At 68.9% G+C, this 23793-nt stretch carries 20 protein-coding genes; 10 read left to right on the forward strand and 10 right to left on the reverse strand.

Going from position 1 to position 23793, the window contains the following annotated elements:
- Positions 1-3041, reverse strand: a 3041-nt coding sequence (locus tag AC5WS7_RS25925; RefSeq protein ID WP_495957194.1) for an ATP-binding protein, incomplete at its 3' end; no start/stop codon positions are given.
- A gap of 488 nt (positions 3042-3529) precedes the next feature.
- On the opposite strand from AC5WS7_RS25925, the gene AC5WS7_RS25930 reads away from it, so the two are divergent.
- The 6 genes from AC5WS7_RS25930 to AC5WS7_RS25955 all read left to right on the forward strand — a co-directional run bounded on the left by AC5WS7_RS25930 (position 3530) and on the right by AC5WS7_RS25955 (position 10617).
- Positions 3530-4222 carry a response regulator transcription factor gene (locus AC5WS7_RS25930; protein WP_495957195.1) on the forward strand — a complete coding sequence of 231 codons (693 nt, stop codon included), beginning with the start codon at positions 3530-3532 and terminating at the stop codon, positions 4220-4222.
- A gap of 143 nt (positions 4223-4365) precedes the next feature.
- On the forward strand, positions 4366-5745 hold the full coding sequence (locus AC5WS7_RS25935; protein ID WP_495957456.1) for a HAMP domain-containing sensor histidine kinase: 1380 nt from the start codon (positions 4366-4368) through the stop codon (positions 5743-5745).
- 932 nt (positions 5746-6677) lie between these two features.
- A complete protein-coding gene (locus AC5WS7_RS25940; RefSeq protein ID WP_495957457.1) occupies positions 6678-7943 on the forward strand; it encodes a S1C family serine protease in 1266 nt (421 codons plus the stop codon).
- A 95-nt stretch (positions 7944-8038) separates the two neighbouring features.
- A complete protein-coding gene (locus AC5WS7_RS25945; RefSeq protein ID WP_495957196.1) occupies positions 8039-8533 on the forward strand; it encodes a MogA/MoaB family molybdenum cofactor biosynthesis protein in 495 nt (164 codons plus the stop codon).
- Positions 8534-9192: 659 nt separating this feature from the next.
- Entirely contained in the window at positions 9193-9870 is a 678-nt protein-coding gene (locus AC5WS7_RS25950; RefSeq protein ID WP_495957197.1) for an MspA family porin, read from the forward strand.
- Between the two features lie 66 nt (positions 9871-9936).
- Entirely contained in the window at positions 9937-10617 is a 681-nt protein-coding gene (locus AC5WS7_RS25955) for an MspA family porin (RefSeq protein ID WP_495957198.1), read from the forward strand.
- 90 nt (positions 10618-10707) lie between these two features.
- Here AC5WS7_RS25955 and mscL read toward each other — a convergent pair whose 3' ends face one another.
- The 4 genes from mscL to AC5WS7_RS25975 all read right to left on the reverse strand — a co-directional run bounded on the left by mscL (position 10708) and on the right by AC5WS7_RS25975 (position 13182).
- Positions 10708-11145 carry a large conductance mechanosensitive channel protein MscL gene (gene mscL / locus AC5WS7_RS25960; protein ID WP_495957199.1) on the reverse strand — a complete coding sequence of 146 codons (438 nt, stop codon included), beginning with the start codon at positions 11143-11145 and terminating at the stop codon, positions 10708-10710.
- A 144-nt stretch (positions 11146-11289) separates the two neighbouring features.
- On the reverse strand, positions 11290-12006 hold the full coding sequence (cpaB, locus tag AC5WS7_RS25965) for a Flp pilus assembly protein CpaB (protein WP_495957200.1): 717 nt from the start codon (positions 12004-12006) through the stop codon (positions 11290-11292).
- A gap of 118 nt (positions 12007-12124) precedes the next feature.
- On the reverse strand, positions 12125-12430 hold the full coding sequence (locus AC5WS7_RS25970; RefSeq protein WP_495957201.1) for an FmdB family zinc ribbon protein: 306 nt from the start codon (positions 12428-12430) through the stop codon (positions 12125-12127).
- A 152-nt stretch (positions 12431-12582) separates the two neighbouring features.
- On the reverse strand, positions 12583-13182 hold the full coding sequence (locus tag AC5WS7_RS25975; RefSeq protein WP_495957202.1) for a 5-formyltetrahydrofolate cyclo-ligase: 600 nt from the start codon (positions 13180-13182) through the stop codon (positions 12583-12585).
- A 308-nt stretch (positions 13183-13490) separates the two neighbouring features.
- Here AC5WS7_RS25975 and AC5WS7_RS25980 point away from each other — a divergent pair, with 308 nt between their 5' ends.
- From AC5WS7_RS25980 to sepX, 4 genes are all read left to right on the forward strand, one after another.
- Complete coding sequence (locus AC5WS7_RS25980; protein WP_495957203.1) at positions 13491-14459, forward strand: UTP--glucose-1-phosphate uridylyltransferase; 969 nt, start codon at positions 13491-13493, stop codon at positions 14457-14459.
- A 56-nt stretch (positions 14460-14515) separates the two neighbouring features.
- Positions 14516-15769, forward strand: a complete 1254-nt coding sequence (gene glp / locus AC5WS7_RS25985) for a molybdotransferase-like divisome protein Glp (protein ID WP_495957204.1) — start codon at positions 14516-14518, stop codon at positions 15767-15769.
- 12 nt (positions 15770-15781) lie between these two features.
- On the forward strand, positions 15782-16432 hold the full coding sequence (locus AC5WS7_RS25990; protein WP_495957205.1) for a GNAT family N-acetyltransferase: 651 nt from the start codon (positions 15782-15784) through the stop codon (positions 16430-16432).
- A gap of 318 nt (positions 16433-16750) precedes the next feature.
- Entirely contained in the window at positions 16751-17854 is a 1104-nt protein-coding gene (sepX, locus tag AC5WS7_RS25995) for a divisome protein SepX/GlpR (protein WP_495957206.1), read from the forward strand.
- A 5-nt stretch (positions 17855-17859) separates the two neighbouring features.
- Here the strand turns inward: sepX and AC5WS7_RS26000 are convergent, their stop codons facing one another.
- The 5 genes from AC5WS7_RS26000 to kdgD form a co-directional block, all read right to left on the reverse strand.
- Positions 17860-18399 carry a DoxX family protein gene (locus AC5WS7_RS26000; RefSeq protein ID WP_495957207.1) on the reverse strand — a complete coding sequence of 180 codons (540 nt, stop codon included), beginning with the start codon at positions 18397-18399 and terminating at the stop codon, positions 17860-17862.
- A 137-nt stretch (positions 18400-18536) separates the two neighbouring features.
- Positions 18537-19838 carry an enolase C-terminal domain-like protein gene (locus AC5WS7_RS26005; protein ID WP_495957208.1) on the reverse strand — a complete coding sequence of 434 codons (1302 nt, stop codon included), beginning with the start codon at positions 19836-19838 and terminating at the stop codon, positions 18537-18539.
- A gap of 335 nt (positions 19839-20173) precedes the next feature.
- Positions 20174-21628, reverse strand: a complete 1455-nt coding sequence (locus AC5WS7_RS26010) for an aldehyde dehydrogenase (NADP(+)) (RefSeq protein WP_495957209.1) — start codon at positions 21626-21628, stop codon at positions 20174-20176.
- 45 nt (positions 21629-21673) lie between these two features.
- Positions 21674-22810 carry an L-talarate/galactarate dehydratase gene (locus AC5WS7_RS26015; protein WP_495957210.1) on the reverse strand — a complete coding sequence of 379 codons (1137 nt, stop codon included), beginning with the start codon at positions 22808-22810 and terminating at the stop codon, positions 21674-21676.
- A 14-nt stretch (positions 22811-22824) separates the two neighbouring features.
- Positions 22825-23742: a 5-dehydro-4-deoxyglucarate dehydratase gene (gene kdgD, locus AC5WS7_RS26020; protein ID WP_495957211.1), complete on the reverse strand. Its 918-nt coding sequence runs from the start codon at positions 23740-23742 to the stop codon at positions 22825-22827.
- Between the last annotated feature and the right edge of the window lie 51 nt (positions 23743-23793).

Below are 23793 nucleotides of genomic sequence, written 5' to 3' on the forward strand. Positions count from 1 at the left end.
TTGTACCCGTTTTCATCGCCGTACGACGCGAGGCCCGCGCGCCCGCTGCGCACACCGCTCAGGTGCCGGGACAGGTTGCTGCGGATTTCCTCGGGATCGGGTGCGCCGGTGTCGGAGGGTGGGGTCAGGCCGCCCGGAACGAGCTGAGCGCCCGGATTGCGAATCGGAAGCCCACCGGAGGTCCGATGGTCCAGGATCGGTTTGCTGGCCTCCTCGGCCGCTGCCCAGCCAGCGTCGGCGGGGGAGGACCAGGCGCCACCCGGTTCGCTCGCCGAGGGCTCGACCAGCCATTCGGAGACCATGCGCTGGTAGATGGGTGATTCCGCAGGTTCGGGCGCGCCGGGTTGCTGGACCGGCAGGGTCGCGGTCTGCGCCCACAGGTCCGCGGCCTCGGTTTCCCAGGATGGGGTGGCCCGGGCTGGTTCGGGGACCGCGCGGGCCGGTGTGCCGGCCGGCATCGGCGGGAACTCACCCGAGGGCCAGGGCTCCGCCGCCGGGCGGCGGCGGCGCGGCCGCAGGATCTGCTCGCCGCCCGACGTGGCGGTCGCGGGATTGGAATCAGCCGCACCCCAGGGTTTTTCGGTGACGGCACTCGGTTCGGGACGTGCGTCGGCCCAGAATTGTTCCGCGGGTTCGGATCCGGTCTCCTCCCAGCGCACCGCGCCGGACCAGGAATCGCCGCTCTTCCAGCGGGCGACGTCCGGGCCCTGTTGGTACTGCGGCGCCTCGCTGTCCCAATCCTGTTCTCCCGCAGCCGTTTCCCGTGAGCGCCAACCCGAGGCCGGGCTCGACCACTCCGGCGCCGCCGACTCGTCGTCGTCCTCGTCCGGCGTCGGCAACGCCGACCGGTCCGGAACGGCCCAGGGATCGCGCGCGGTCTCGCCCGCGTGGCCGTACGGATTCCGTTCCTCCGGCGGCGGCTGAAAGCCGATCACGCCGTCGGAGGCCGGGTTCGAATCCCGGTGCGGTGCGAACAGTCCGGTCGGCTCCTCGTCGGGCTCCGGATCGTGCTGCGAGACGAACAGTCCGGTGGGCTCGTCGTCGGCGACGGGCGAGAGCTTCGCCGCCGATTCGCCGGAATCCTCGCGTGCCGGGCGTCGCTGGGGGAGCGGGGTCACCGAGTTACCGAACAGCGGCACCGGGACCGCGATCTCCTCGGGCGCGGCATGAGCCGCGGTCGAGGCCGGCGCGGCGGGCAGCGCGTCGCCGGGGAGGTCGACGGGTTCCGGTTTGTCGGAGGTGATCAGAGATTTCGGCAGATGAACCGTGGCGGTGATGCCGGGCTGCTGTGCCATCGTGGAGGTGCGGCGCAGGCTGACGGTGACCGTATGCCGCTTGGCGAGCCTGCCGACCACGTAAAGCCCCATGCGGCGGGCGGTTTCGACGGTCACCTCACCGCCGGAGGCCAGCCGGTCGTTGATCTCGCGCAGATCGTCGCCGGACATGCCGAGCCCGCGGTCGGTGATCTCGATCAGATAGCCGCCCTCGGGTGCGGCGGACACCGAGACCGCGACCGGAGTGCTCGGCGGCGAGTACCGCAGCGAGTTGTCGATCAGCTCGGCCAGCAGATGCTCGATGTCCACCGCGGGCTCCCCGGCGACCACGCCGTCGGGCACCGCGCCGATCTCCACCCGCTGGTAGTCCTCCACCTGGGAGACCGCGCTCCAGAGCATGTCGGAGAGCGGAACCGGGGGCAGCTGGCCGCGGCGCAGCGCGGTTCCGGCCAGCACGAGCAGGTTGTCGCCGTTGCGGCGCATGCGGGTGGCCAGGTGGTCCAGGCGGAACAGGCTCTGCAGCCGGCCCGGATTCTCCTCGTCGCGTTCCAGATCCTCGATCAGCGTCAACTGCTGCTCGACCAGGGATTGGCTACGCCGCGAGAGGGTTTCGAACATACTGCTGATCAACAGTCGCAAGCGGGCCTGGTCGGCGGCCAGGTGCAACGCCTGGCGGTGCATATCGTCGACCGCGCGGGCCAGCTGGCCGATCTCCTCGGTGGTCTGCACGTCGACCGGGAGGATCTCCGGGGTGGCGCCGCCCTCGCGCACCACCGACAGCTCGGCGGGCAGATCCACGTGGGCGACCTGCAGCGCGCCGCGACGCAGCCGGCGCACCGGCACGACCAGTGAACGCGCCACCGCCAGCGCCAGGGCCAGGCCCGCGAGCAGGGTCAGGACCACGGACGCGACGTCACGCAGAACCGTGCTGCGCGCATCGATCGAGGTGCGGCTCAGACCCGAGGTGATCAGGTCGGCCACATTGTTGACGGCCTCGGTGTAGGTCGCGGTGCTGCGCTGCAGCGAATCGTTCACGCCGGCGATGGTCATCGGCTCGGCGGAGGTCTGACTCAGCGCGCGCAACCGGGTCTGCTGGGCGTCCAGCAGCACGTCCGGCTTGTACGCCGAGTTCGGCTGGACCACCGCGTACTGGTTGATCATGGTGAGTTCGGAGCCGGTCGCGGTGAGCGCCTGCGCCAGCATCGCCGGATTGTTCCTGATCTCGCCGCTGCCGATGATGAGCTGCTGCTGCAGGAACATCCGACGGGCGATGGCGAGATCACCGAGCTGGGTGTAGTAGCGCTCGAGGACCGTCTCCTTGGGCGTGATCAGCGTGGTGACGGCGTTGCTGATGTGCGTGGCGACCTCGTCGGCCTGGGTCCCCACCACCTGGGTGGAACTGCCGTGCAGACTGTTCCGCATCCCGCGTCCGGTGGACAGCGCATCGGTGATCTCGGTGCTCACCTGCTGGTCGACCCGGGCCAGCGGCAGTGCCGACTGCAGATTGGCCGCTGCCTGGTCGAACCGCGCGGAGACCCGGTCCAGCGTCGCCTGCCCGATGTGGTCGCCGACACCGCCGGTGCCCGCGGCGACCGCGAGATCATCGGCGGCGGAGCCGAAGTCGAGCAGCGGCCGGATGATCTGCGCCTGCTGGGTGGCGACGTTCAGCTGGGAGATCGTGCCCAACTCGTCCCTGATCCTCAGGACGGCGAAGACCGAGGCCAGCATGACGGGAAGGAGCAGCACGATGCCGACCTTGCTCGTCACCGAGAGGTTGGAAAGATTCCGCTGCCATGGTCGCGGTGCAGTTACCATCCCGCTTCCGTCGCCTCCGCTCGCGCATTCGCCCTGCGGGTCCCACCGCGGCCGGTTCCCGGCTCACAGCCTCACCTCGCAGGTGCTCGGCGCACTGTGCCGAAGGCGCTGTATCCTCGGCAAGCTCTCGAGCTACCTCGCGGTAACGCAGATCCCGTCGTGCTCGAATTTGCGCAATGTGAACTGACGTTCTTCGGGTCCAACCGCCGGAGAACCGACTGCAGGTCTTCTTTTACGGCAGGCAACATACCGCGTGAACTTGGCCACGGCAATTCGGACTTCTATGCTCTGAAATTCGGTAATTTCGCCACGCACAAGGTGTTTCATCTGCTCGAGGCCGCGCGAGCGGGCAAAGCGACTGGTCACCGGCTCGTCGTGCTCGGCGTGTCGGATGGGGGCTTCTCAGTGGACTCTCAGTCGCTGCGGTCAGACTGGATCGCATGCGCATTCTGGTAGTCGACGACGACCGCGCGGTCCGGGAATCACTGCGGCGGTCGCTGACGTTCAACGGCTACTCCGTCGAGCTGGCGGTCGACGGGCTCGACGCCCTCGAACAGGTGGCCGCGCAGCGGCCCGACGCGCTGGTACTGGACGTCATGATGCCCCGCCTGGACGGCCTCGAGGTCTGCCGCCGGCTCCGCAGTACCGGCGACGACCTGCCGATACTCGTTCTCACCGCCCGGGATTCGGTCTCCGAGCGGGTCGCGGGCCTGGACGCGGGCGCAGATGACTACCTGCCGAAACCGTTCGCCCTGGAGGAGTTGCTGGCCCGGCTGCGCGCACTGCTGCGCCGAACCTCCGCGGACGCGGCGGGCGTCGACGAATCCGAGACGATGACGTTCGCCGATCTGTCGCTGGACCCGATCACCCGCGAGGTATCTCGCGGCGACCGCGCCATCAGCCTCACCCGCACCGAGTTCTCACTGCTGGAGATGTTGATGGCCAATCCGCGCCGGGTGCTCACCCGCAGCCGCATTCTCGAGGAGGTGTGGGGCTACGACTTTCCCACCTCCGGCAACGCGCTCGAGGTGTACATCGGCTACCTGCGGCGCAAGACCGAGGCCGAGGGGGAACCCCGGCTGATCCACACCGTGCGCGGCGTCGGCTACGTGCTGCGCGAGACCCCGCCGTAGCCGTGGGCGTCATCGTGGGAAGGCATGTTCCGCGGTCGGCGACGCGCGGCTCGGGCGGACGGGGACGCGATGGGAACGGGCGTGGCCGGGACGTCGTGGCCGGGCTGCACCCGCGCGCGGACACACCCGATCTGCGCCCGCCGATGCCGCTGACCCGGTCGGTGTCGCTGCGCTGGCGGGTGACGCTGCTGGCGGCCTCGGTCGTGGCGATCGCGGTGGCGGTCACCTCGATCGCCGCTTACGCGGTGGTGGCCCGCGCGCTGAATGCCGATGTGGACAAACAACTTCGGACCAGGGCGACCGGCATGATCGACCAGCGCCTGGACGCGCTGGACTATCAGGAGGTGCTGCAACTCGGCGCGCTGTACTCCAACGACGTGTCCATCGCGCTGAACTATCCAGGCAGCGATCAGTGGGTTTCGTTGTCCCGCAACTCCGATTCGCCGATCGGGGCGCCCGAGGTCGCGGTGGCACACGGCCGTTCCTCGTTCTCCCTGCGCACCAGCCGGAATCAGCGCATTCTCGCCGAGCACATGGAATCGGGTGCGACGCTGGTGATCTGGCAATCCCTGGAACCGACCCAGGAGGTGCTCGACCGGCTCGCCCTGCTGCTGTTCGTGGTCGGCGGCTGCGGCGTGGTGGTGGCCGCGGCAGCGGGAGCCGCGGTCGGCCGCACGGGATTACGGCCGGTGGCGCGGTTGACCGCGGCCGCCGAGCGGGTCGCGCGCACCGACGACCTGGCGGCCATCCCGGTGACCGGTGACGACGAATTGGCCCGGCTCACAGAGAGTTTCAACACCATGCTGGTGGCGCTGGGTGAGTCGCGCGAGCGGCAGCGTCGCCTGGTCGCCGACGCCGGGCACGAGTTGCGCACGCCGCTGACCTCACTGCGGACCAATATGGAGTTGCTGATCGCCTCGTCCCGCCCCGGCGCGCCGCGAATTCCCGAGGACGATATGGCCGAGTTGCGCGCGGACGTGGTCGCCCAGATCGAGGAGTTGTCCACGCTGGTCGGCGATCTGGTGGATCTGGCCCGCGAGGACGCACCGGAGGACGTCTACGAACGGGTGGACGTCGGCGCGGTGACCGAACGGGCGCTCGAGCGGGTCCGCCGCCGCCGCGCCGGGGTGGAATTCGTTGCCGAGCTGTGCCCCTGGTTCGTCTACGGCGACGAGGCCGGACTCGAACGTGCCGTGCTGAACGTCCTGGACAACGCGGCGAAGTGGAGTCCGGCCGGAGATCAGGTGCACGTCACGATGGCCGAGACCGGCCCCGGACTGATGGAGATCTCCGTCGACGACGCCGGGCCGGGTATTCCGCCCGCCGAACGCCGCCTGGTCTTCGAACGCTTCTACCGGACCATGGCCGCCCGGTCCATGCCCGGTTCCGGGCTGGGCCTGGCCATCGTGCAACAGGTGGTGACCAAGCACGGCGGGACGATCACCATCGAGACCTCCGGACGCGGCGGTGCGCTCGTGCGAATCGTGTTGCCCGGCGAGAACCCGGCGCCGCCGGTGCAATAGGGCAGTAACGAAACGGGCAATACCCCTGTGCGGTGCGCTGAATGCCGTCGACGGAGGTTCGCGGAGGCCGGTAGGTTGAGCTTACGAAGGCGGCCCGCCCACGATCGCGGAAGAACTGATGGAGAACTGAAAGCGCCGTCTCAGTTCGCTCTCAGTCGATGTCATCAGTCTGGTCGGCAGACGTGAGGAGATACGAGAAGATGACCGAGGACCCGAAGGACAACCGGGAACAGCCACAGCCGTCGGCGAACTCGGAATTGCGGGGGCAGACGCCCGATGCACGGCCGACCGAGCAGCAGTCCGCCGAGGCCGGTCGCCCGGCGGGGGCGGCGGGCCAGGAAGATCCCGCGCAGTCGTCGGCGTCCCAGCCGGGCGCGTCGCAGTCCGGGGTATCGCAGCCGGGGCCGGGCGCGTCACAGTCGCCGTGGTCCGGATCGGCTGTGCCGCAGTCGTCCTCGTCGCAGTCGCCCTCCGCGCAACCGTCCCCGCCGCAGTCGCCGTTCGGGCAGCAGGAGTCCGGGCAGACGCCGTCGGGCGGATCGGAGTCGCCGTTCGGCCGGCCGGAGTCGCAGGGGTCCGGGTCGCCGGGGTCTGCCGTGCCGCGGGCGCCGTTCACGCAGCCCGGCTCGGAGCCCTCGCCGTTCGGGCAGCCGGCCCCCGGCGGGTCGACGACTTCGCAGTCGCCCTTCGGCCAGTCCGCGCCGCAGGGGTCGCCGTTCGGGCAGCCCGTCTTCGGGCAGCAGCCGCCGGGGCAGACCGGGTTCGGCACGTCGCCGTTCGCCCAGTCGCCGTCTCCGTACGCGCAGTCCGGGCCACAGCAGGCGGTCACCGGTCAGTTCCCGCCGGCCGATCAGCCGACCGGCTCCGGTTCGGTGCCGCCGGAATACTCCCCGTACGCGTCCCGGGAGACGCCGACCCAGCACACCACCCCGATGCCGCCGTATCCGCACGCCTACGGGTCCGGTGGCGGGCAGCAACCGCCGACCGGTCCCGTGCCGACCGGCGCGGGCTCGCCCTTCGGCTCCGAGCACACCGGCGCGTACGCGAGCGCCCCGTATGCGACCGCCACGCCCCCGCGACGCGGCCGGGCCGGACTGGTCGCCGGTGCTATCGTGCTGGCGCTGGTCGCGGGCGGCGTCGGCGGCGCGGTCGGCGCGCTGGTCGCCGATTCGGGCAACGGGTCCTCGGTCGGCAACGCACTCGACAACTCCTCGCCGAACGCCAATCCGGCCTCGGTCACCGCCCCCGCCGGATCGGTGCAGGCGGTCGCGCAGAAGGTCTTGCCCAGCGTCGTGATGATCAAGGTGGCCGGTGATCGCGCCGAGGGGGAGGGCTCGGGGGTGATCCTGTCCCCCGACGGGCTGATCCTGACCAACAACCACGTCGCCAGCGGCGCCGGGCCGGACGCGAAGATGCAGGTGCAGTTCAAGGACGGCAGCACCAGTTCCGCCTCGATCGTCGGCATCGACCCGATCTCGGATCTGGCGGTCATCAGGGCGCAGAACAAGTCCGGGCTGACGCCGATCGACCTGGGCACCTCCAAGTCGCTCCAGGTCGGCCAGCCGGTCGTCGCGGTGGGCTCGCCGCTGGGGCTCGCCGGGACGGTCACCACCGGCATCGTCTCGGCGCTCAATCGTCCGGTGTCCACCAGCGGCGAGTCCGGTTCGACCGGAACCGTGATCTCCGCGGTGCAGACCGACGCGCCGATCAACCCGGGCAACTCCGGTGGCGCCCTGGTCGACATGAACGGCAAGCTGATCGGCATCAACACCGCGATCGCGACCCTGGGCGGAGGTTCGGACACCAGTCAGCAGAGCGGTTCGATCGGCCTGGGCTTCGCGATCCCGGTCGATCAGGTGCGCCGGGTCGCCAACGAGCTGGTCAAGACCGGCCACGCGACCTATGCCCAGATCGGCATGACCGTGCTCAACCAGGCGCCCAGCAACGTCAGCGCCAACGGCGCGGTGGTCAAGGACGTCGCCGCCGACGGGCCGGCCGCCAAGGCGGGCATCCCCACCGGCGTCGTGGTCACCAGACTCGGCGATCTGGTGATCGACAACGGTGACGCGCTGGTCGCCGCGGTCCGCTCGCATCAGCCGGGGGACAAGGTCTCGCTGACCTACACCGACACCAACGGACAGAATGCGAAGACGGTCCAGGTGACCCTCGCCGGAGCCGCCGCGGAGGGCACCCGTTGAGCCGCCCGCCGCGCCCCCTGACCCTCCTGACGGACGGCCGCTCCGGCAGCGGGGGACCCGATTTCCTGTCACCCACGGACGCTACGGTTAGCGATATGGAAATCGATGCTCCCGTGGCGGGTCGTGCGCTCGTGGTGATTGTGGACGACCGGTCCGCCCATGGCGGGGAGGATTCGCTGGGCCCGCTGGTGACCGAGTTGCTCTCCGAGGCCGGGTTCCTGGTCGACGCCACCGTGCTGGTGGCCGGCGACGAGGTCGAGATTCGCAACGCGCTCAACACCGCCGTCATCGGCGGTGTGGATCTGGTGATCTCGGTCGGCGGTACCGGCATGTCTCCGCGCGATGTCACCCCCGAGGCCACCTCCGAGGTGCTCGACCGCGAACTGCCCGGGATCAGCGAGGCGCTGCGTTCCTCCGGCCTGGCCGCGGGTTCGCTCGACGCCGGGCTGTCGCGCGGCCTGGCCGGGATATCCGGCAGCACCCTGGTGGTCAACCTGCCCGGCACCAGGGCCGCCGTACGCGATGGCATGGCCACTCTCGGCCCGCTCGTCAGCCGGGTCATCGATGAGCTGTCCGGTCTGGACGAGTAATGAGTTCCACCCCGAACGAGGACGATCGAGCCCTCCGCCCGCGCCGGGCGGAGGGTTCCGCGCGTTCGGCGGCCGATGCCGCGAAATTGGCGCGCATCTTCGGCGACATCCTCCCGCAAACCACCAGCGACGAACGCGGTACCGATGGTGAATCCCCAACTGTGGGAACATCATCCGAAGAATGGTTGCGATCCCAGGTCCCGCCGCATCACGGATGATCGATCCCTCAGCGCATATGCGTCGTTCTGACGCACTCGAGCCGTGGCGTGCTTCGGTTCCATTTTGCGAGCGCTAACACGCTTTTCGCATTCGGCATTCCATAAGCATTTGCTAATGTGATTTAGATCACAACATGTTTACATGAGCTTACGTTGTCAGCGTCTCCTCCCTGCGTTTAATGTTCGCCTTTGGGCTATACCACAGCGGCTCTTCAGGGCCCGGGAACGGCGTCTCGGCGTCGGTACCGGCGGAACGTAGCCCGGTTCCGACAGGTTGGTCTGGCGGTAGCGCGACCCATGTCGCCGGTTAGGCGGCGGCAACATGCTGGCGAATAGACTGAGCTGGGCCCGACAACGGGCCGCGTTTCCAACCCCGGTGGTCGGGGTCGGAAATCAGCCTCGGTGGTCGAGGCTGACTGCTATAACCTGATGAGGGGAAATATGAGCGAGAACCGCACCAGCGGTGCGCGTCGCGGTGCCCGTTTCGCGGGTATCGGGGCGGCGGCAGCCGTTGCGATCGCATTGCTATCGACCGGCGCTGCCAACGCCGACACCTTCGTGCCGTTGCCGGACGGCCAGAAGGCGGGACCTGATGGCGTTGTCATCACCCGAACACATGAGCACGCCAACATTTCGACTTCCATGGCAGCCAACGGTGCCGGCCGTACTGTCTGGGTGTCGGGTATCGCGGCGGCGGATGTTCCGCACGCACCCAATGCGGAGGTGGGCCCGAACAACGGCCAGCTGAACACTCCGGGCTCCAACAATTCGTCGACCCACGGCGCATCGCAGCTCAATTCGGGCTACATCGTCGGATGTCAGGTCGACATCGGCACCGACGCCATTTCCGCCGGAATCTCCGGCAGCGTCAGCCTGACCAGTGGATCACTCGGCGGATCGATCGGCTTGAACCTCGGCCCCGGCCAGGTCAAGTTCGTACAGATCGACTCGATCGACATCACGCACCCGGGCCACTATTCGGTGGAGTACCAGGACGCGGAAATGCAGATCCAGGGTTGCGCGGGTTACGCACAGGCTCGTGCGTACACCGTTGTCGAGGTCGTCGGCAACAACTACTCGAAGACCACTCTGTACGGGCAGCCCTTCAGCATCGGCTGACGTGCGTGGTTTCCAAGCGCCAACTCTTTTCTCGCGCATAGCGATTCACCCATGAGGGAATTTAATATGAACATCCGTAAGACTCTGGCACGTGTGGCCGGCGTCGGTGCCGTGGCCACTGCCGCTCTAGGTCTGTTCTCGACCGGCGCTGCGAACGCCGACACCTTCGTTCCGCTGCCCGGCGGCAACATCACTCGCACCCTGACCGACGGCACCTCCGTTCGGGTATGGATGGACGGCGAGTCGGCGAACATCAACCCGTCGATGGGTTCGACTCCGCTGCACCGCAATGCGTGGGCCTCGGCCACCGCGCATGTGCACATCGGCGGTAAGACCTCCGCCACCGGCGGCAAGATCTATCCGGGATATGTCGTCGGCTGCCAGGTGAACATCTCCGGCGGTGGCGTCAACGCGGCGCCGAGCGTCGGCGCCAGCTGGGACAGCTCCGGCAACGTCACCCCCAGTGCGTCCGTGGGCACCGGCGGCAACCTGACCCTCGGCCCCGGCCAGGCGCAGGCGTTCTACGTCCTGGACCTGGAGAAGAAGGACGATTTCGGCGCCGACACCCACAAGACCTACACGCCGTTCACCGGTAACGACGGCTCGGTCGCATGGGCGGACGAGACCATCGGCCTGACCGGCTGCGGGGGCTACGCGCAGGCGCGTTCGTTCGTCAGCGTGGAGGTCTCCACCGATAGCGTCATCAGCTGGGTGACGCTGTGGGGGCAGCCGTTCAGCCTGGGCTGATCGGACTCGCTCCTCCGGCATGACGGTGGGCCCGGCGCTTCTCACGCCGGGCCCACTGTCGAATCGGGAAGCGACGCATATCGCGTTGTTCTACAGGCTATTTCGTTCCTTGGAATCGACCGGGAGCTGGGATTCGTGCCGCCCGCCCGTGCTCTTGTTGCCTTCGGCGAGCAAATCGCGGATTTCGGCGAGAAGTTCGGCTTCGGTTTGCACATCGGCCACGCCCCAGCGCTTCTTGACCCGGGCGGCGGGAAGCACGAGGAAGAAATAGACCACGGCCGCGATGATGAGGAAATTGACCGCCGCGGTGATGATCGGGCCGAGCGCGACATAGGTTGCGGGTTTATCGGCGATGATCCGGAATCCCAGGCCCAGGTCCCCGGTTCCGCCGAATACCTCGATGAGTGGTTTGACTATTCCGTTGCTGAATGCCGTGACGATGGCGACGAATGCGGTGCCCATCACGACCGCGACCGCCAGGTCGATCACGTTCCCGCGGAATACGAAATCCTTGAAACCCTTCAGCATTGCTGCTCCTGTCTCATCCGGCGTACCCGGCCAGTGTCGAATGGTCTGGTCATAGCGGTGGACAACCATGATCACCGCTGACAGATCGGGTATTCGGGATGCTAGAGGGATTTTGTGGCAAACAGTTGGCGAATCGGGCGAACGCTACTGAAAAATGACCGTGAGCGCCGTTCGCAGCGAGGCTGCGGCGACCGTTGTGGCATGTGCCGAATCGAGTGCTATCAGTACGACGCGATCCTCGGACCGGGGTGATTTCCCGGTGCCGGCTCTCTCTGGTATCGACACTACGACGGCGCCTTGGGCGAGGGTGCGAGCGGGAGTGGCGGCCGGAGTGTCGGCTTCGGCCGCGGCGACCACATCGACCCGGTCGCCGGTGCGGAGCACCTCCGCAACGGCGTTGTCCGCCAGGCGAATCGGGACGATCCGGGCATCGGGCGCCGCGGTGGCCGCCGTGGCGAGGCGAGGGCCGAGCACCCGCAGATCGGTGAAGATCTCACCGGCCCGCATGGGTGCGGAAAGGGTGGCGCCCAGCAGTGGCGCGGGCTCGTGGATCGCGCCCGCGGGCAGACTGTTCGCGCTGAAGGTGGCGGTACGGAGATCGGCGGCGGCCACCGCGCGACCCGGTGAGAGATCGTGTGCGGCGACCACGACCTCGACGCGCTCGGTGGCCGGGTCGCCGCGCAGCAGCAGAAATCCGGCCAGTGCGGTGAGCGCGGCAGCCAGGATCCGGCGGGCGAGGGTGCCGTCCAGCCAGGCGGGGCGGCGGTGCCGCAGCCATTCCCAGCGAGGGGCGCGGCCCAGATCGATATCACCGCCGCGGACTGGAGCCGACCTGCCTCGGCCGGGCACGCTGTACGTCATACCGGGGACGCTACGGCTCGGGCGATACCGCTCCGCCCGGAAAACAGCTGGTCGACATCGGGCTGTGGATAACTCGGGAGCTGTGGACGAAACCCGGTGCGTCCACAGCGCCTACGGGTCAGGCAGCCGGAGTGCTGGTGGCTGCGCTGCTGGTGGAGGAGCTGCTCGACTCGCTGGACGAGCTGCTCGAGGACGAATTGCTCGACGAGGAATCCGCCTTGGCGGGCTCGCTCGCGGTAGTCGAACCGCTGCGGCTGTCGGTGCGGTAGAAGCCGCTGCCCTTGAACACGATGCCGACCGAATTGAAGAGCTTGCGCAACTTGCCGTCGCACTTCTCGCATGTGCTCAGAGCATCGTCCGTGAACTTCTGAACGATGTCGAACTTATCGCCGCACTGCGTGCACTGATACGTGTAAGTAGGCACAGGAACCTCCACAGTCTCCGTCGTTAGCACTCTACAGCCGACAGTGCCAACAACACCAATCCTCAGTTGATTCCGTGCCGGAACGCGGGGTGACCTCGAGCACGGAACAGCGCGATGCCGGCCACGGGCGCGGGGCGCCGCCGGGGCGTGGGTCAGTGCGTTGCGGACAGCGGGGTGAGGCCCGCGTGCGGGGTGAGGGCCCAGCCCATGCGGCGGTCGTGGGGTTCTTCGGGCAGATGGTCGAGGAGTTCCTCGTCGCGGACGACCGCGACGAGGCGCGCATCGGGGCGGGCGGCGGGCAGGGTCCGGTCGTAGTAGCCCGCGCCGCGGCCGAGCCGGACGCCGCGCCGGTCCACGGCCAGAGCGGGGACCAGGATCGTGACGGCTCGGGCGACGGCGGCCGGAGACAGGTGCGGCCCGGTCGGTTCGAGCAGGCCGTAGCGGGCGCGCCGCAATGCCGCCGGACCGGTGTACTCGGCCCAGTCCAGGGGCCCCGGCGGGCCGGTCACCGGTAGCAGCACCCGTGCGCCCGCACTCCGGAGCGCGTCGAGCACGGCCGGGGAACCGGGTTCCCCTCGCGCCGGGACGTAGGCGGCCACCCAGACCTGTTCGGCGTCGTCCAGCGGGAGCCGGGACACCGCTTCGGCGAGGGCGGCCGCTTCCGCTTCGTGTACGGCGGCATCCACCGCGGCCCGCGCGGCCAGCAGTTTCGCGCGCCATTCGGCTTTGCCCGGCGGGCCGGTGATCTCCACGTGACAACGATAGGACGCCGATCGGCACGGTCGCCGTTCGTCCATCGCGCTCGTGCTGCTCGCGGGTGTCCCATCGCCGGCCGACGTCGCGCAGCTCACGTTCGACCAGGGTTTCCCGCTCCACCCGGCGGGTAATTGACCAAGCACGCTGGTGGTGGGTGGGCGGAGGCGGCGCGATACGTCGCGTGACTCGGCGAGCGGTCGCAGGGGCCGCCCCCTAGGCTTCCGGTGTGCCGCGGGCGAAGCCCGTCCGGCCGACGAAACTGATGGATAGGGTGTGCCTTATGACAGCATCGCGCAGCGGTTCCGTGAGGGGCGACGGTCGGGCGACGGGTGGGTCAGCTGACGCCGCGACGGAGAAATCCTGCTTCCGCACGGCGGTGGTGCCCGCGGCCGGCCTCGGGACGAGGTTCCTGCCCGCGACCAAGACCGTGCCGAAAGAGCTGCTGCCGGTGGTGGATACTCCCGGCATCGAGCTGGTCGCCGCCGAGGCCGCCGATTCGGGCGCGGCTCGTCTGGTGATCGTGACCTCGCCCGGAAAGGACGGCGTGGTCGCGCATTTCGTCGAGGACCTGATGCTGGAGAGCACCCTCGAGGAGCGCGGCAAATTCCAGCTCCTGGAAAAGGTGCGCAAGGCGCCCGGTCTGCTCGACGTGACCTCGGTGATCCAGGAGGAGCCGCTGGGGCTGGGACATGCGGTGGCACAGGCGGAGAAGGCGCTGGACCCCGACGAGGACGCCGTCGCCGTCCTGCTGCCCGACGACCTGGTGCTGCCCTCGGGCGTTCTGGACGTGATGAGCCGAGTGCGCCGCAAGCGCGGCGGTTCGGTGCTGTGCGCCATCGATGTGCCGAAGGATCAGGTGAGCGCCTACGGCGTATTCGACGTGGCGGCGGTACCCGACGCGACGAACCCGAACGTGTTGCGCGTCAACGGGATGGTGGAGAAGCCCGACCTCGCCGACGCGCCGTCCACCTACGCCGCGGCGGGCCGCTACCTGCTCGACCGCGCCATCTTCGACGCGCTGGGCCGCATCGAACCCGGCGCGGGCGGCGAATTGCAGCTCACCGACGCCATTTCGCTGCTGATTTCCGAAGGACATCCGGTCCATGTCGTCGTGCACCGTGGGTCGCGCCACGACCTGGGCAACCCGGGCGGCTATCTTCGAGCTGCGGTCGATTTCGCTTTGGAGCGTGACGAATACGGGCCGGCCTTGCGTGAATGGCTGGAGCAGCGACTCGCCCCCGACTGGGATCCGCAGCTGACCTCGCCGGAGTAGTCTGGCGGGCAGCCGAGCCAGGCCGCATCGGACACGGAACGTGAGGGAAGGGCTGCATGCGCTCGGTGGAGGATCAGCAGATCAAAGTGACCGCGGCGGCCGTTGCGCCGAGACCGGTCCGGGTCGCGATCTCCGAGGCTCAGGGGCTGCTGTGTGCCGAGGATGTGGCCACCGAACGTCCGCTGCCGGGTTTCGATCAGGCGGCCATCGACGGCTATGCGGTGCGCAGTGTGGATGTGCAGGGCGCGGGTGCGGACATCCGGGACGAGAACGGTGATCCGGTCGATCTGACCCTGCCGGTCGTCGGCGAGGTCGAGGCGGGTTCGCGGCAGCCGATCCGGTTGCAGCCGCGGCAGACCGTGCGCGTGGACACCGGTGCGCCGCTGCCCACGCTCGCCGATGCCGTGCTGCCGGTGGACTTCACCGACGGTGGCCGCGCCCGGATCAAGGTCTACGAGCCGGTCCGTACCGGCGATTACGTGCGCCGCATCGGCGATGATGTGCAGCCGGGCGATATCGCCGTCCGGGCGGGCACGATCATCGGCGCGGCGCAGGTGGGGTTGCTGGCCGCGGTCGGCCGGGACAAGGTGCTGGTGCATCCGCGCCCGCGGCTGTCGGTGATCTCGATCGGCGGTGAGCTGGTCGACATCGATCGTACGCCCGGTCCGGGCCAGGTCTACGACGTGAACTCCTACGCGCTGGCCGCGGCCGCCCGGGACGCGGGCGCGGATGTGAACCGCGTCGGCATCGTCAGCGCCGACCCCAAGCGGCTGCGCGATGTGGTCGAGGGGCAGCTGGTCCGCTCGGAGGTGGTGGTGATCGCCGGTGCGGTCGGCGGCTGGGCCTCGGACCAGGTCCGTGAGGCGCTGGACGGCTTGGGCGAGTTGACGATCGATCGGGTGGCCATGCACCCCGGTTCGGTCCAGGGTTTCGGGCGGCTCGGGCGGGACGAGGTGCCGACCTTCCTGCTGCCGTCGAATCCTGTTGGCGCACTGGTGGTTTTCGAGATCATGGTACGTCCGCTGATTCGTATCGCGCTGGGCAGACGGCATCCGATGCGGCGAGTGGTGCGGGCGCGCACGATCATGCCGATCAGTTCGATGGCCGGGCGGCGCGGATATCTGCGGGCGCAGTTGATGCGCGACGAGCAGACCGGGGATTATCTGGTGCAGCCGCTGGGTGTGAACGGTTCCTCGCATCTGCTCTCCACTCTGGCCGAGGCGAACAGCCTGATCGTGCTGGAGCCGGAGGTGACCGAGGTTCGCACCGGCGATGAGGTCCAGGTTGCCTTTCTCGCTCAACGTGGCTGAATAGTTATGGATATGAACGTTTTTCGGGCCGCACAGCACCCCGGCTGGCCCGCGCATCTGGGACCGGTGCGGGTGGCCGCCGGGCAGGTCACGCTGCGTCCGGTCCGGTTGCGTGACGCCTCGGCGTGGGCGCGCATCCGGGTGCGCGACCGCGACCATCTCGAGCCGTGGGAGCCCACCGGCCGCGGGGCGTGGGAGGCGCGCAACCATCCGTCGAACTGGCCGTCGCTGTGGTCGAGCCTGAAGGCAGAGGCGCGGCGCGGGGCGATGATTCCGCTGGTCATCGAGGTGAACGGCGCCTTCAGCGGACAGCTGACGGTCGGCAATATCGTGCGCGGGGCATTGCGTTCGGCGTGGATCGGGTACTGGGTCGCCAAGGATGTCGGCGGCCAGGGCGTCGCGACCGCCGCGCTGGCCCTGGGGCTGGACCACTGCTTCGGCCCGGTGGGCCTGCATCGCGTGGAGGCGACCGTCCGTCCCGAGAATCTGCGCAGCCAGGCGGTGTTGCGCAACGTCGGTTTCCGCGAGGAGGGCATGTTGCGCCGCTACCTGGACGTCGACAATGCGTGGCGCGACCACCTTCTGGTCGCCATGACCGTCGAGGACCTCTCCGGCACGGTGGTGGACAGGCTCATCCGTGCTGGTCGTGCCACTCCCGCATGATCATTCGTGCCGAGCGGCGAGTTCCGATGTGCGCGGGTTCGGCCCGCGACGCCTTTACCCGTGTTACTCCTGGGGCAGATGTTGACGGCGCGCCTGCGACGGATTTCGCGTCGGCCGAATTAGCCTACGGACGTCGGTGGTGCGTCCCGCATCGCCGGAAGGGAGCCGGTGGCATGGCCCGATCATGCGGCGGTACAACCTCTTCCGTTGTTCCGGGACACGGTGCGGGAACGGTCGGCGGCATGTCGGCGATGTATGAGCAGGTCGCGAAATCTGTCGCAGGGTCGACAGTCTGGCGGGGACGGAGGTGCGGGCGCAGTGCCGAATTCGATCTTGTGGGTCGGCCTGGTGGTCCTCTGGGTCTTCGTGCTGTTCCCGATGCTCGCCGCGCGGTATCCGCGCATTCGGCGTACCACCGATACCGCCCTGGCCACCCGGGTACTGCACCGGGGTGGCACCAGACGACGCGCCAAGTCGGGGCCTGCCTCCGGGCACGACTCGGATCCGGACTGGGTGCCCACACGAGTGCAGAGAAGGCTTGTACACGGCGATGATGCGGAGGATCGGATGACGACTTCGGCCGACGGGCCCGTCACCGAGCACGACGACAGCAGCGGCACCCGAGCGGGCGGCGGCGTCGGCGAGGTCGTCGAGGCCGAGGCCGGCGGACCGGGTGAGTCCGAGTTCGGTGGCGCGGACGGCACGGGCATCGCCGGCGCGCAGGTCGGCGCCGCGACATCCGAGGTCGTGGACCCCTCGGCGGATGTGGCGGACGCTTCCGCGGTGGTGGCGGATGAACCCGCTCCGATGAACGCGCGAATCCCCCCGGCGCGCACGGTATCCGCAGCGGCGGAACCGCCCGAGGACGACGCCGCCGCATACCCGGCTGCCGATCCGGACCTGTTCGACGACGAATCCGGCTCCGGCGCAGGACGTTTCATACCGAATCGGCGAGGCCGTGGCGGCTACGATCCGGAGGCCGACGCGGTGGCCCGCGCGGCCCGGTACCGGTTCCGGCAGCGCATGACGCTCGCATTGGCGTTGAGCGCCTTGCTGTTCGGCGGTTTTTCCCTGGCGGTCTCGCCGCTGCTGTGGTGGGGGTGCGGTCTGTCCGCCCTGGTGCTTGCGGGCTACCTGTTCTACCTGCGTCGCCAGGTGCGTTTCGAGGAGGAGATCCGGCGTCGCCGGTCGTCCCGGCTGTCGCGTGGCGCGCGCCCCGCGACCGCACGCGATTCCGCCCGCCCCGCCGAGGCCGACTCGGGCCGCGCGGAGGCCGGCGAACTGCGGCGACGCGCCGTCGTGATGGACATCGACGACGAGGACCCGGCGTTCGACTTCCTGGAGACTTTCGACGCCGCCGCGGCCCGTGCCACCCGCGCCCGCGCGGCGGGCGATGAAATCGCCCGCGCCGCAGGCGAATAGCACTACTACTTGACCGCGAGGGTGATCACCGCGGCCACCACGCCGAGTGCGACCGCACCCAGGCTCCACGCGGCGCCCGAGCGCTGCCAGGGGCGGCCGTGGTCGACCGAGATGCGGCCGGGGCCGGTGAAGGCGATCGCGGCGACGGCGAGGGCGTAGACCAGGGGCAGTTCGTATCCGGAGAAGCCCTGTGCCCAGCCGGCGTGCACGGCATTGATCATGGTGCCCAGGGCGATGGCGGCGGCCAGTGGTGTGAGCAGGCCCAGGATCAGCAGGACGCCACCGGTGACCTCGCTGAGTCCGGCCAGTGTCGCGAAGAATCGGCCCGGGGAGTAGCCCATCGAGCCGAATGCCTTAGCGGTGGCGCTGAGGCCGTATCCGCCGAACCAGCCGAACAGCTTCTGGGTGCCGTGCACGACGAGCAGCGCGCCGAATGCCACGCGCAGGATCAGCAGGCCGATATCGGAGCCGAGCCGGGCCGAGCCGTCCGTGGATTCGAGGACGGGAGTCACGGCGCCGGTCGCTTCGGTATTGGTCGTTGTCATAGCGGAATATCCACCTCGGGGTCGGCGATCGACCCCGGCAGGTGCCGGGGTCGAAACGGACTACGGTCCGATTATGTATCGGAGCAAGTCAACCGTCGACCCGTCGCGGGTATTCCGGATTCCGCGCTGCTGCCTACTCAGTATTTCGGGACGCCCGGATCCTCGAAGCCCGGATCGGCTCGGCGCATCGCGGCGATATCGTCGCGGTCGCGCAGGTGCGGCATGGCGTTCCAGCGTTCGTGCAGACGGGCCACCGCATCGCGGTCGAGCGCGACGCCCAGGCCGGGGGCGTCCGGTACGGTGACCGCGCCCTCGGCGAAGGTGATCCGCTCGGTGATCACGTCCTCGCGCTGCCACGGGTAGTGGCTGTCGCAGGCGTATTCCAGATCCGGCACGGTGGCCGCGACATGGGTCATCGCGGCCAGGCTGATCCCCAGGTGGGTGTTGGAATGCATGGACAGGCCCCGGCCGTACGCGCGGCACACCGCGGCCAGATCGCGGGTGGCGAACAGACCGCCCCAGTAGTGGTGGTCCGAGAGCACGATCTGCACCGCGTCACGGTCGAAGGCCGGCTTCACCTCGTCGAGCGCGGTCACGATCATATTGGTGGCCAACGGGATTCCGGTGTGCCGATGCACCTCGGCCATCTCGTCCACCGTGGCCGCGGGATCCTCCAGGTATTCCACGACCCCGGTCAGCTCCTCGGCGACGTGCAGCGCGGTCTTCAACGACCAGCCCCCGTTGGGGTCCAAACGCAGTGGCGCGTCCGGGAATTCGGCCGCGAGCGCCCGAATCGCCGCGATCTCCTCGTCCGGCGGCATGACCCCGCCCTTGAGTTTGAACGACCGGAAACCGCCGTACTCGAAGAACTTTCGAGCCAGCCGAGCCACGCCCGCCGGATCCAGCGCCGCGCCCCAGTCGTCGGCGGGCGCGTCCGGGACCGGATGCTCGGCCCACTTGTAGAACAGATATCCGGAGTACTCGACCCGGTCTCGCACCTTGCCGCCCAGCAGCGTGTGCACCGGCACGCCGAGATGCTGTCCCAGCGCGTCCAGCGCCGCCACCTCGAGTGCGGACAGCACGCTCAGCCGGACCTTGTCCGTGGTCAGCGCGCCGCGCAACCCGCTGGCCGCGGGCTGCGCGTCCAGTAGCGTGCTCGCTGCCCGCCCGATGCCGGCGATCGAGTTGACCGCCCCGATCGACCGCCCGGCCAGTTCCGCCGCGAGTCCCCTGGCGCGCTCGAAATACACGCTGTCGCCGTAGGTTTCACCGAGCCCGACGATCCCGCCCTCGATCTCGACCTCCACGATCAACCGCGGCGTGTACGGCTGATGCACCCCCGACAGATTCAACAGCGGCGGATCGGCGATCAGAATCGGCGTCAGCCGCACATCGGTGATCGCGGGAAGGCTGGTAGCAGTGTGTAATTCGTCGGCCATCGGGTTCTCCATCGGGTGTCGGGAGGGATCGTGTCTTCGGTCGGCGGCGACTGTCCCGCACCGAGTTTCAGCTGCGCGGAACGCCGTACTCGCGAGAGCGCCTGTACGAGTGACCGATACGAGGTTGTCGGCGACCGGCCCGGGCGAAGTGCGGAGGGGCAGCACATCGACCTTCGGCCCGCCCGGAGTCATCGGGGCGTGTATCGCGCTCGGCGTAGATGGTGTCCGTGGTCGAGGTCGATGTGCCGAGACGGTGCGGCACATCGACCGGGACGCTCGCCTGGAGTCGGCGGGGTTCGTGATAGACGTTGTGTCCGTGGACAATACGGGTTCGTTCAGTGCACCCCGTCTACGCGCCGGGGGAGGTTCCACGGGTTTGCCTCTTGTAGCGGTGGCGGCAGGAGCGCCTCGGGGAAGCCCTGCCAGGCGACGGGACGCAGGAAGCGGTCGATCGCGGCGGTGCCCATGGACGTGAACTGGGGTGAGGTCGTCGCGGGGTATGGGCCGCCGTGCTGCTGGGCCCAGGACAGGGTGATGCCGGTGGGCCAGCTGTTCCAGATCAGGCGGCCGGCCAGTCCGGTGAGCGCCGGGAGCAGGGCGCGGACGACGTCGGCGTCGGAGTCCTGGGCGTGCACCGTGGCGGTGAGGCCCGGCTCGAGCCGGCGCAACAGGGAACGCAGTTCGTCCGCGCCCGCGTATTCGACGATCAGCGAGACGGGGCCGAAGCATTCCGCGTCCAGGGATTCGGCGTGCGCGAGGAAATCCGCGCCACCGACCTTCAGCAGCGTCGGGCCGAATTCGGCCGAGCCGGGTGCGGGTGCGTACAGCACCGTGACCGCGGGATGTTCGCGCAGCCGGTCCAGACTGTCGCGGTAACCGTGCGCGATCCGGTCGTTGAGCAGCTGCTGCGCCGGAACATCGGCCACCGCCGCCAGCAGCGCCTCGTCCAGGCCGTGCCCGGCGGGCAGCAGCAACAGTCCGGGCTTGGTGCAGAACTGCCCCGCACCCAGCGTGAACGATCCGACGTAGCCGGCGGCCACCTCGGCTCCGCGCTCGCGCACGGCGGTTTCGGTGACGACCACCGGATTGACGCTGCCGAGCTCACCGTAGAACGGGATCGGCCGCGGCCGCGCGTTGGCGATATCGAACAGGGCCCGCCCACCGGCTTCCGATCCGGTGAACGCCGCCGCCGCGATACCGGGATGCCTCAGCGCGGTCACACCCGACTCGAGCCCGTAGACGATGCCGACGGTCCCTTCCGGCGCACCCGCGGCGAGCAGGGCCTCGGACAGAATCGCGAAGGTGCGCGCGGACAGTTCCGGATGTCCGGGATGGGCCTTGACGACGACCGGACATCCGGCCGCGAGCGCGGCGGCGGTGTCGTGCCCGGCGACGCTCAGCGTCAGCGGGAAGTTGCTCGCCGTGAACACCAGCACCGGCCCGATCGGAACCGTCATCCGCCGGATGTCCGGCCGCGGCCCCATCGGCCAGTCCGGGTCGGCGTGATCGACCGCGGCGCGCAGGAATTCACCGTCGGTGAGCACCTGCCCGAACAGCCGCAGCTGGAATACGGTCCGAACCATCTCCGAACGCAGCCGGGGCTGCTCGGGCAGATGGGTCTCCTTCGCGGCCAACGTGACCAGCTCGTCCGAGGCCTTCTCCAGCGCATCGGCCGCGGCCTCGAGCCAGCGGGCGCGTTCGGCCGGAGTGGTCTGCGCGAGCTGTTCCGCGGCGTCCGCCGCCGCGGTGACGATGCGATCGATGTCCTCGGGGGATGTCTCGGTTGTCACTGTGTCCTCCACCGGTAGTTGAAACCTGTTGTCGGCCGGGCTGTCTCAGGCCCGAATCCGGAATTCGTCGACGGTCCAGGCGCGCGCCTGATCGCTGAGCGTCACGCCGAGTCCGGGACGTGACGACAGGTGCATGCGCCCGTCGCGGATCTCGAGTCGTTCGTTGAACAGCGGGTCGAACCATTCGAAGTGTTCCACCCACGGCTCGATCGGATACGCCGCGGCGAGATGAACGTGCACTTCCATCACGAAATGCGGTGCCAGCTGCAGATGTTCCCGGCCGGCCAGGGACATCACGTCCAGGAAGCGGCTGATACCGCCGACACGCGGCGCGTCCGGCTGCACGATATCGATTCCGGCCCTGATCAATTCGCTGTGCTCGGCCACGCTGGTGAGCATCTCGCCGGTGGCGATGGACGTGTCGAAGGTCCGCGACAGCTGGGCGTGACCGTCGAAATCGTAAGCATCGAGGGGCTCTTCGATCCAGACCAGCGACAGCGGATCGAACGCCCGGCACATTCGTCGGGCGGTCGGCCGGTCCCACTGCTGGTTGGCATCGACCATCAGCGGCGTGTGGTCGCCGATCTTCTCCCGCACCGCGGCGACCCGCGCGATGTCCACGGCGTTGTCGGGATGACCGACCTTGATCTTGATACCGCCGATTCCGGACTCGAGCGAGGCGGTGGCGCGGTCGAGCACCTCCTCGATCGGCGCGTGCAGGAAACCGCCGGAGGTGTTGTAACAGCGGACCGAATCACGGTACGCGCCGAGCAGTTTCGCCAACGGCAGTCCGGCGCGCTTGGCCTTGAGATCCCACAGCGCGACGTCGAACGCGGCGATCGCCTGCACGGACAGGCCGCTGCGCCCGACCGAAGCCCCGGCCCACATGAGCTTGTCCCAGATCTTGCCGATATCGCTGGGATCCTCGCCGAGCAGAACGGGCGCGATCTCCCGGGCGTGTGCGAACTGTCCGGGCCCGCCCGCGCGTTTGGAGTAGCTGATGCCGATGCCTTCGAGCCCGGCCTCGGTGGTGATCTCGGCGAACAGCACGGCGACCTCGGTCATCGGCTTCTGCCGTCCGGTGAGGACCTTGGCATCACTGATTCCGGTGGGCAGCGGGAGGGTGACCGAGGAGACCGTGACGCCGGTGATCCGGTCCAGTGCGGCTGGAGTGGTGGTCATGACGGAACTCCTTGTCAGGCAATGCTCTTGACGAGCGCGGTCAGCTCGGCGAGCTCGCCGTCGGTCAGATCGGTCAGCGGCGGGCGCACCCGGCTCGACGGGCGGCCCACCGCGGTCAGGCCCGCCTTGATGATCGACACCGCGTATCCCGCGCTGCGATCGCGGATATCCAGGTAGGGCAGGACGAAGCCGCGCAACCGCCGGTACACCTCCTCGCGATCGTGCGCGCGCACGGCCCGGTAGAACTCGAGCGCGAATTCCGGCACGAAGTTGAAGATCGCCGAAGAGTATGTGGTGACGCCCATTTCGGTGTAGGGCAGGGCGAAGGTCTCCGCGGTGGGCAGCCCGCCGATATAGGTGAGCCGGTCGCCCATCCGCGCGTAGATGCGGGTCATCGTCTCGATGTTGCCCACGCCGTCCTTGAAGCCGACCAGGTTCGGGCACCGTTCGGCCATCCGCGCGACGGTCACGTCGTCGATGCGGGCATTGGCCCGGCTGTAGAAGATCACGCCCAGCGAGGTGGCCGCGCAGACCGCGGCGACATGTTCCACCAGGCCGTCCGGCCCGGCCTCGGTCAGATACGGCGGAAGCAACAGAACCCCTTGTGCCCCAGCGGCTTCGGCGTTGCGTACCTGTTCCACCGCCACGGCGGTTCCGGCGGTGGCCGGGGCGATCACCGGCACGCCCTGTCCCGCTGTCTCGGCGACCGCGGCGCGCACGACCCGATCGATCTCGGCGGTGGTCAGCGAGAAGCCCTCACCCGTGCCGCCCGCGGCGAACAGCCCGGCCACGTCGTATTGCGCCAGCCAGCCGATGTGTTCCCGATAGGCGGCCTCGTCGAAGGCGAGGTCGTCGTCGAAGTGCGTGACCGGGAACGACAGCAGCCCGCGACCCAGCGCGGGCCCGAGATCTTCGGCGGATATCTGTGACACGGGTTTCCTCCTCGGGGAATGACATTCGCGGGCGGTATGCCGGCGCGCCGG

The sequence above is a fragment of the Nocardia sp. PLKS1-43 genome (genome assembly GCF_059510335.1).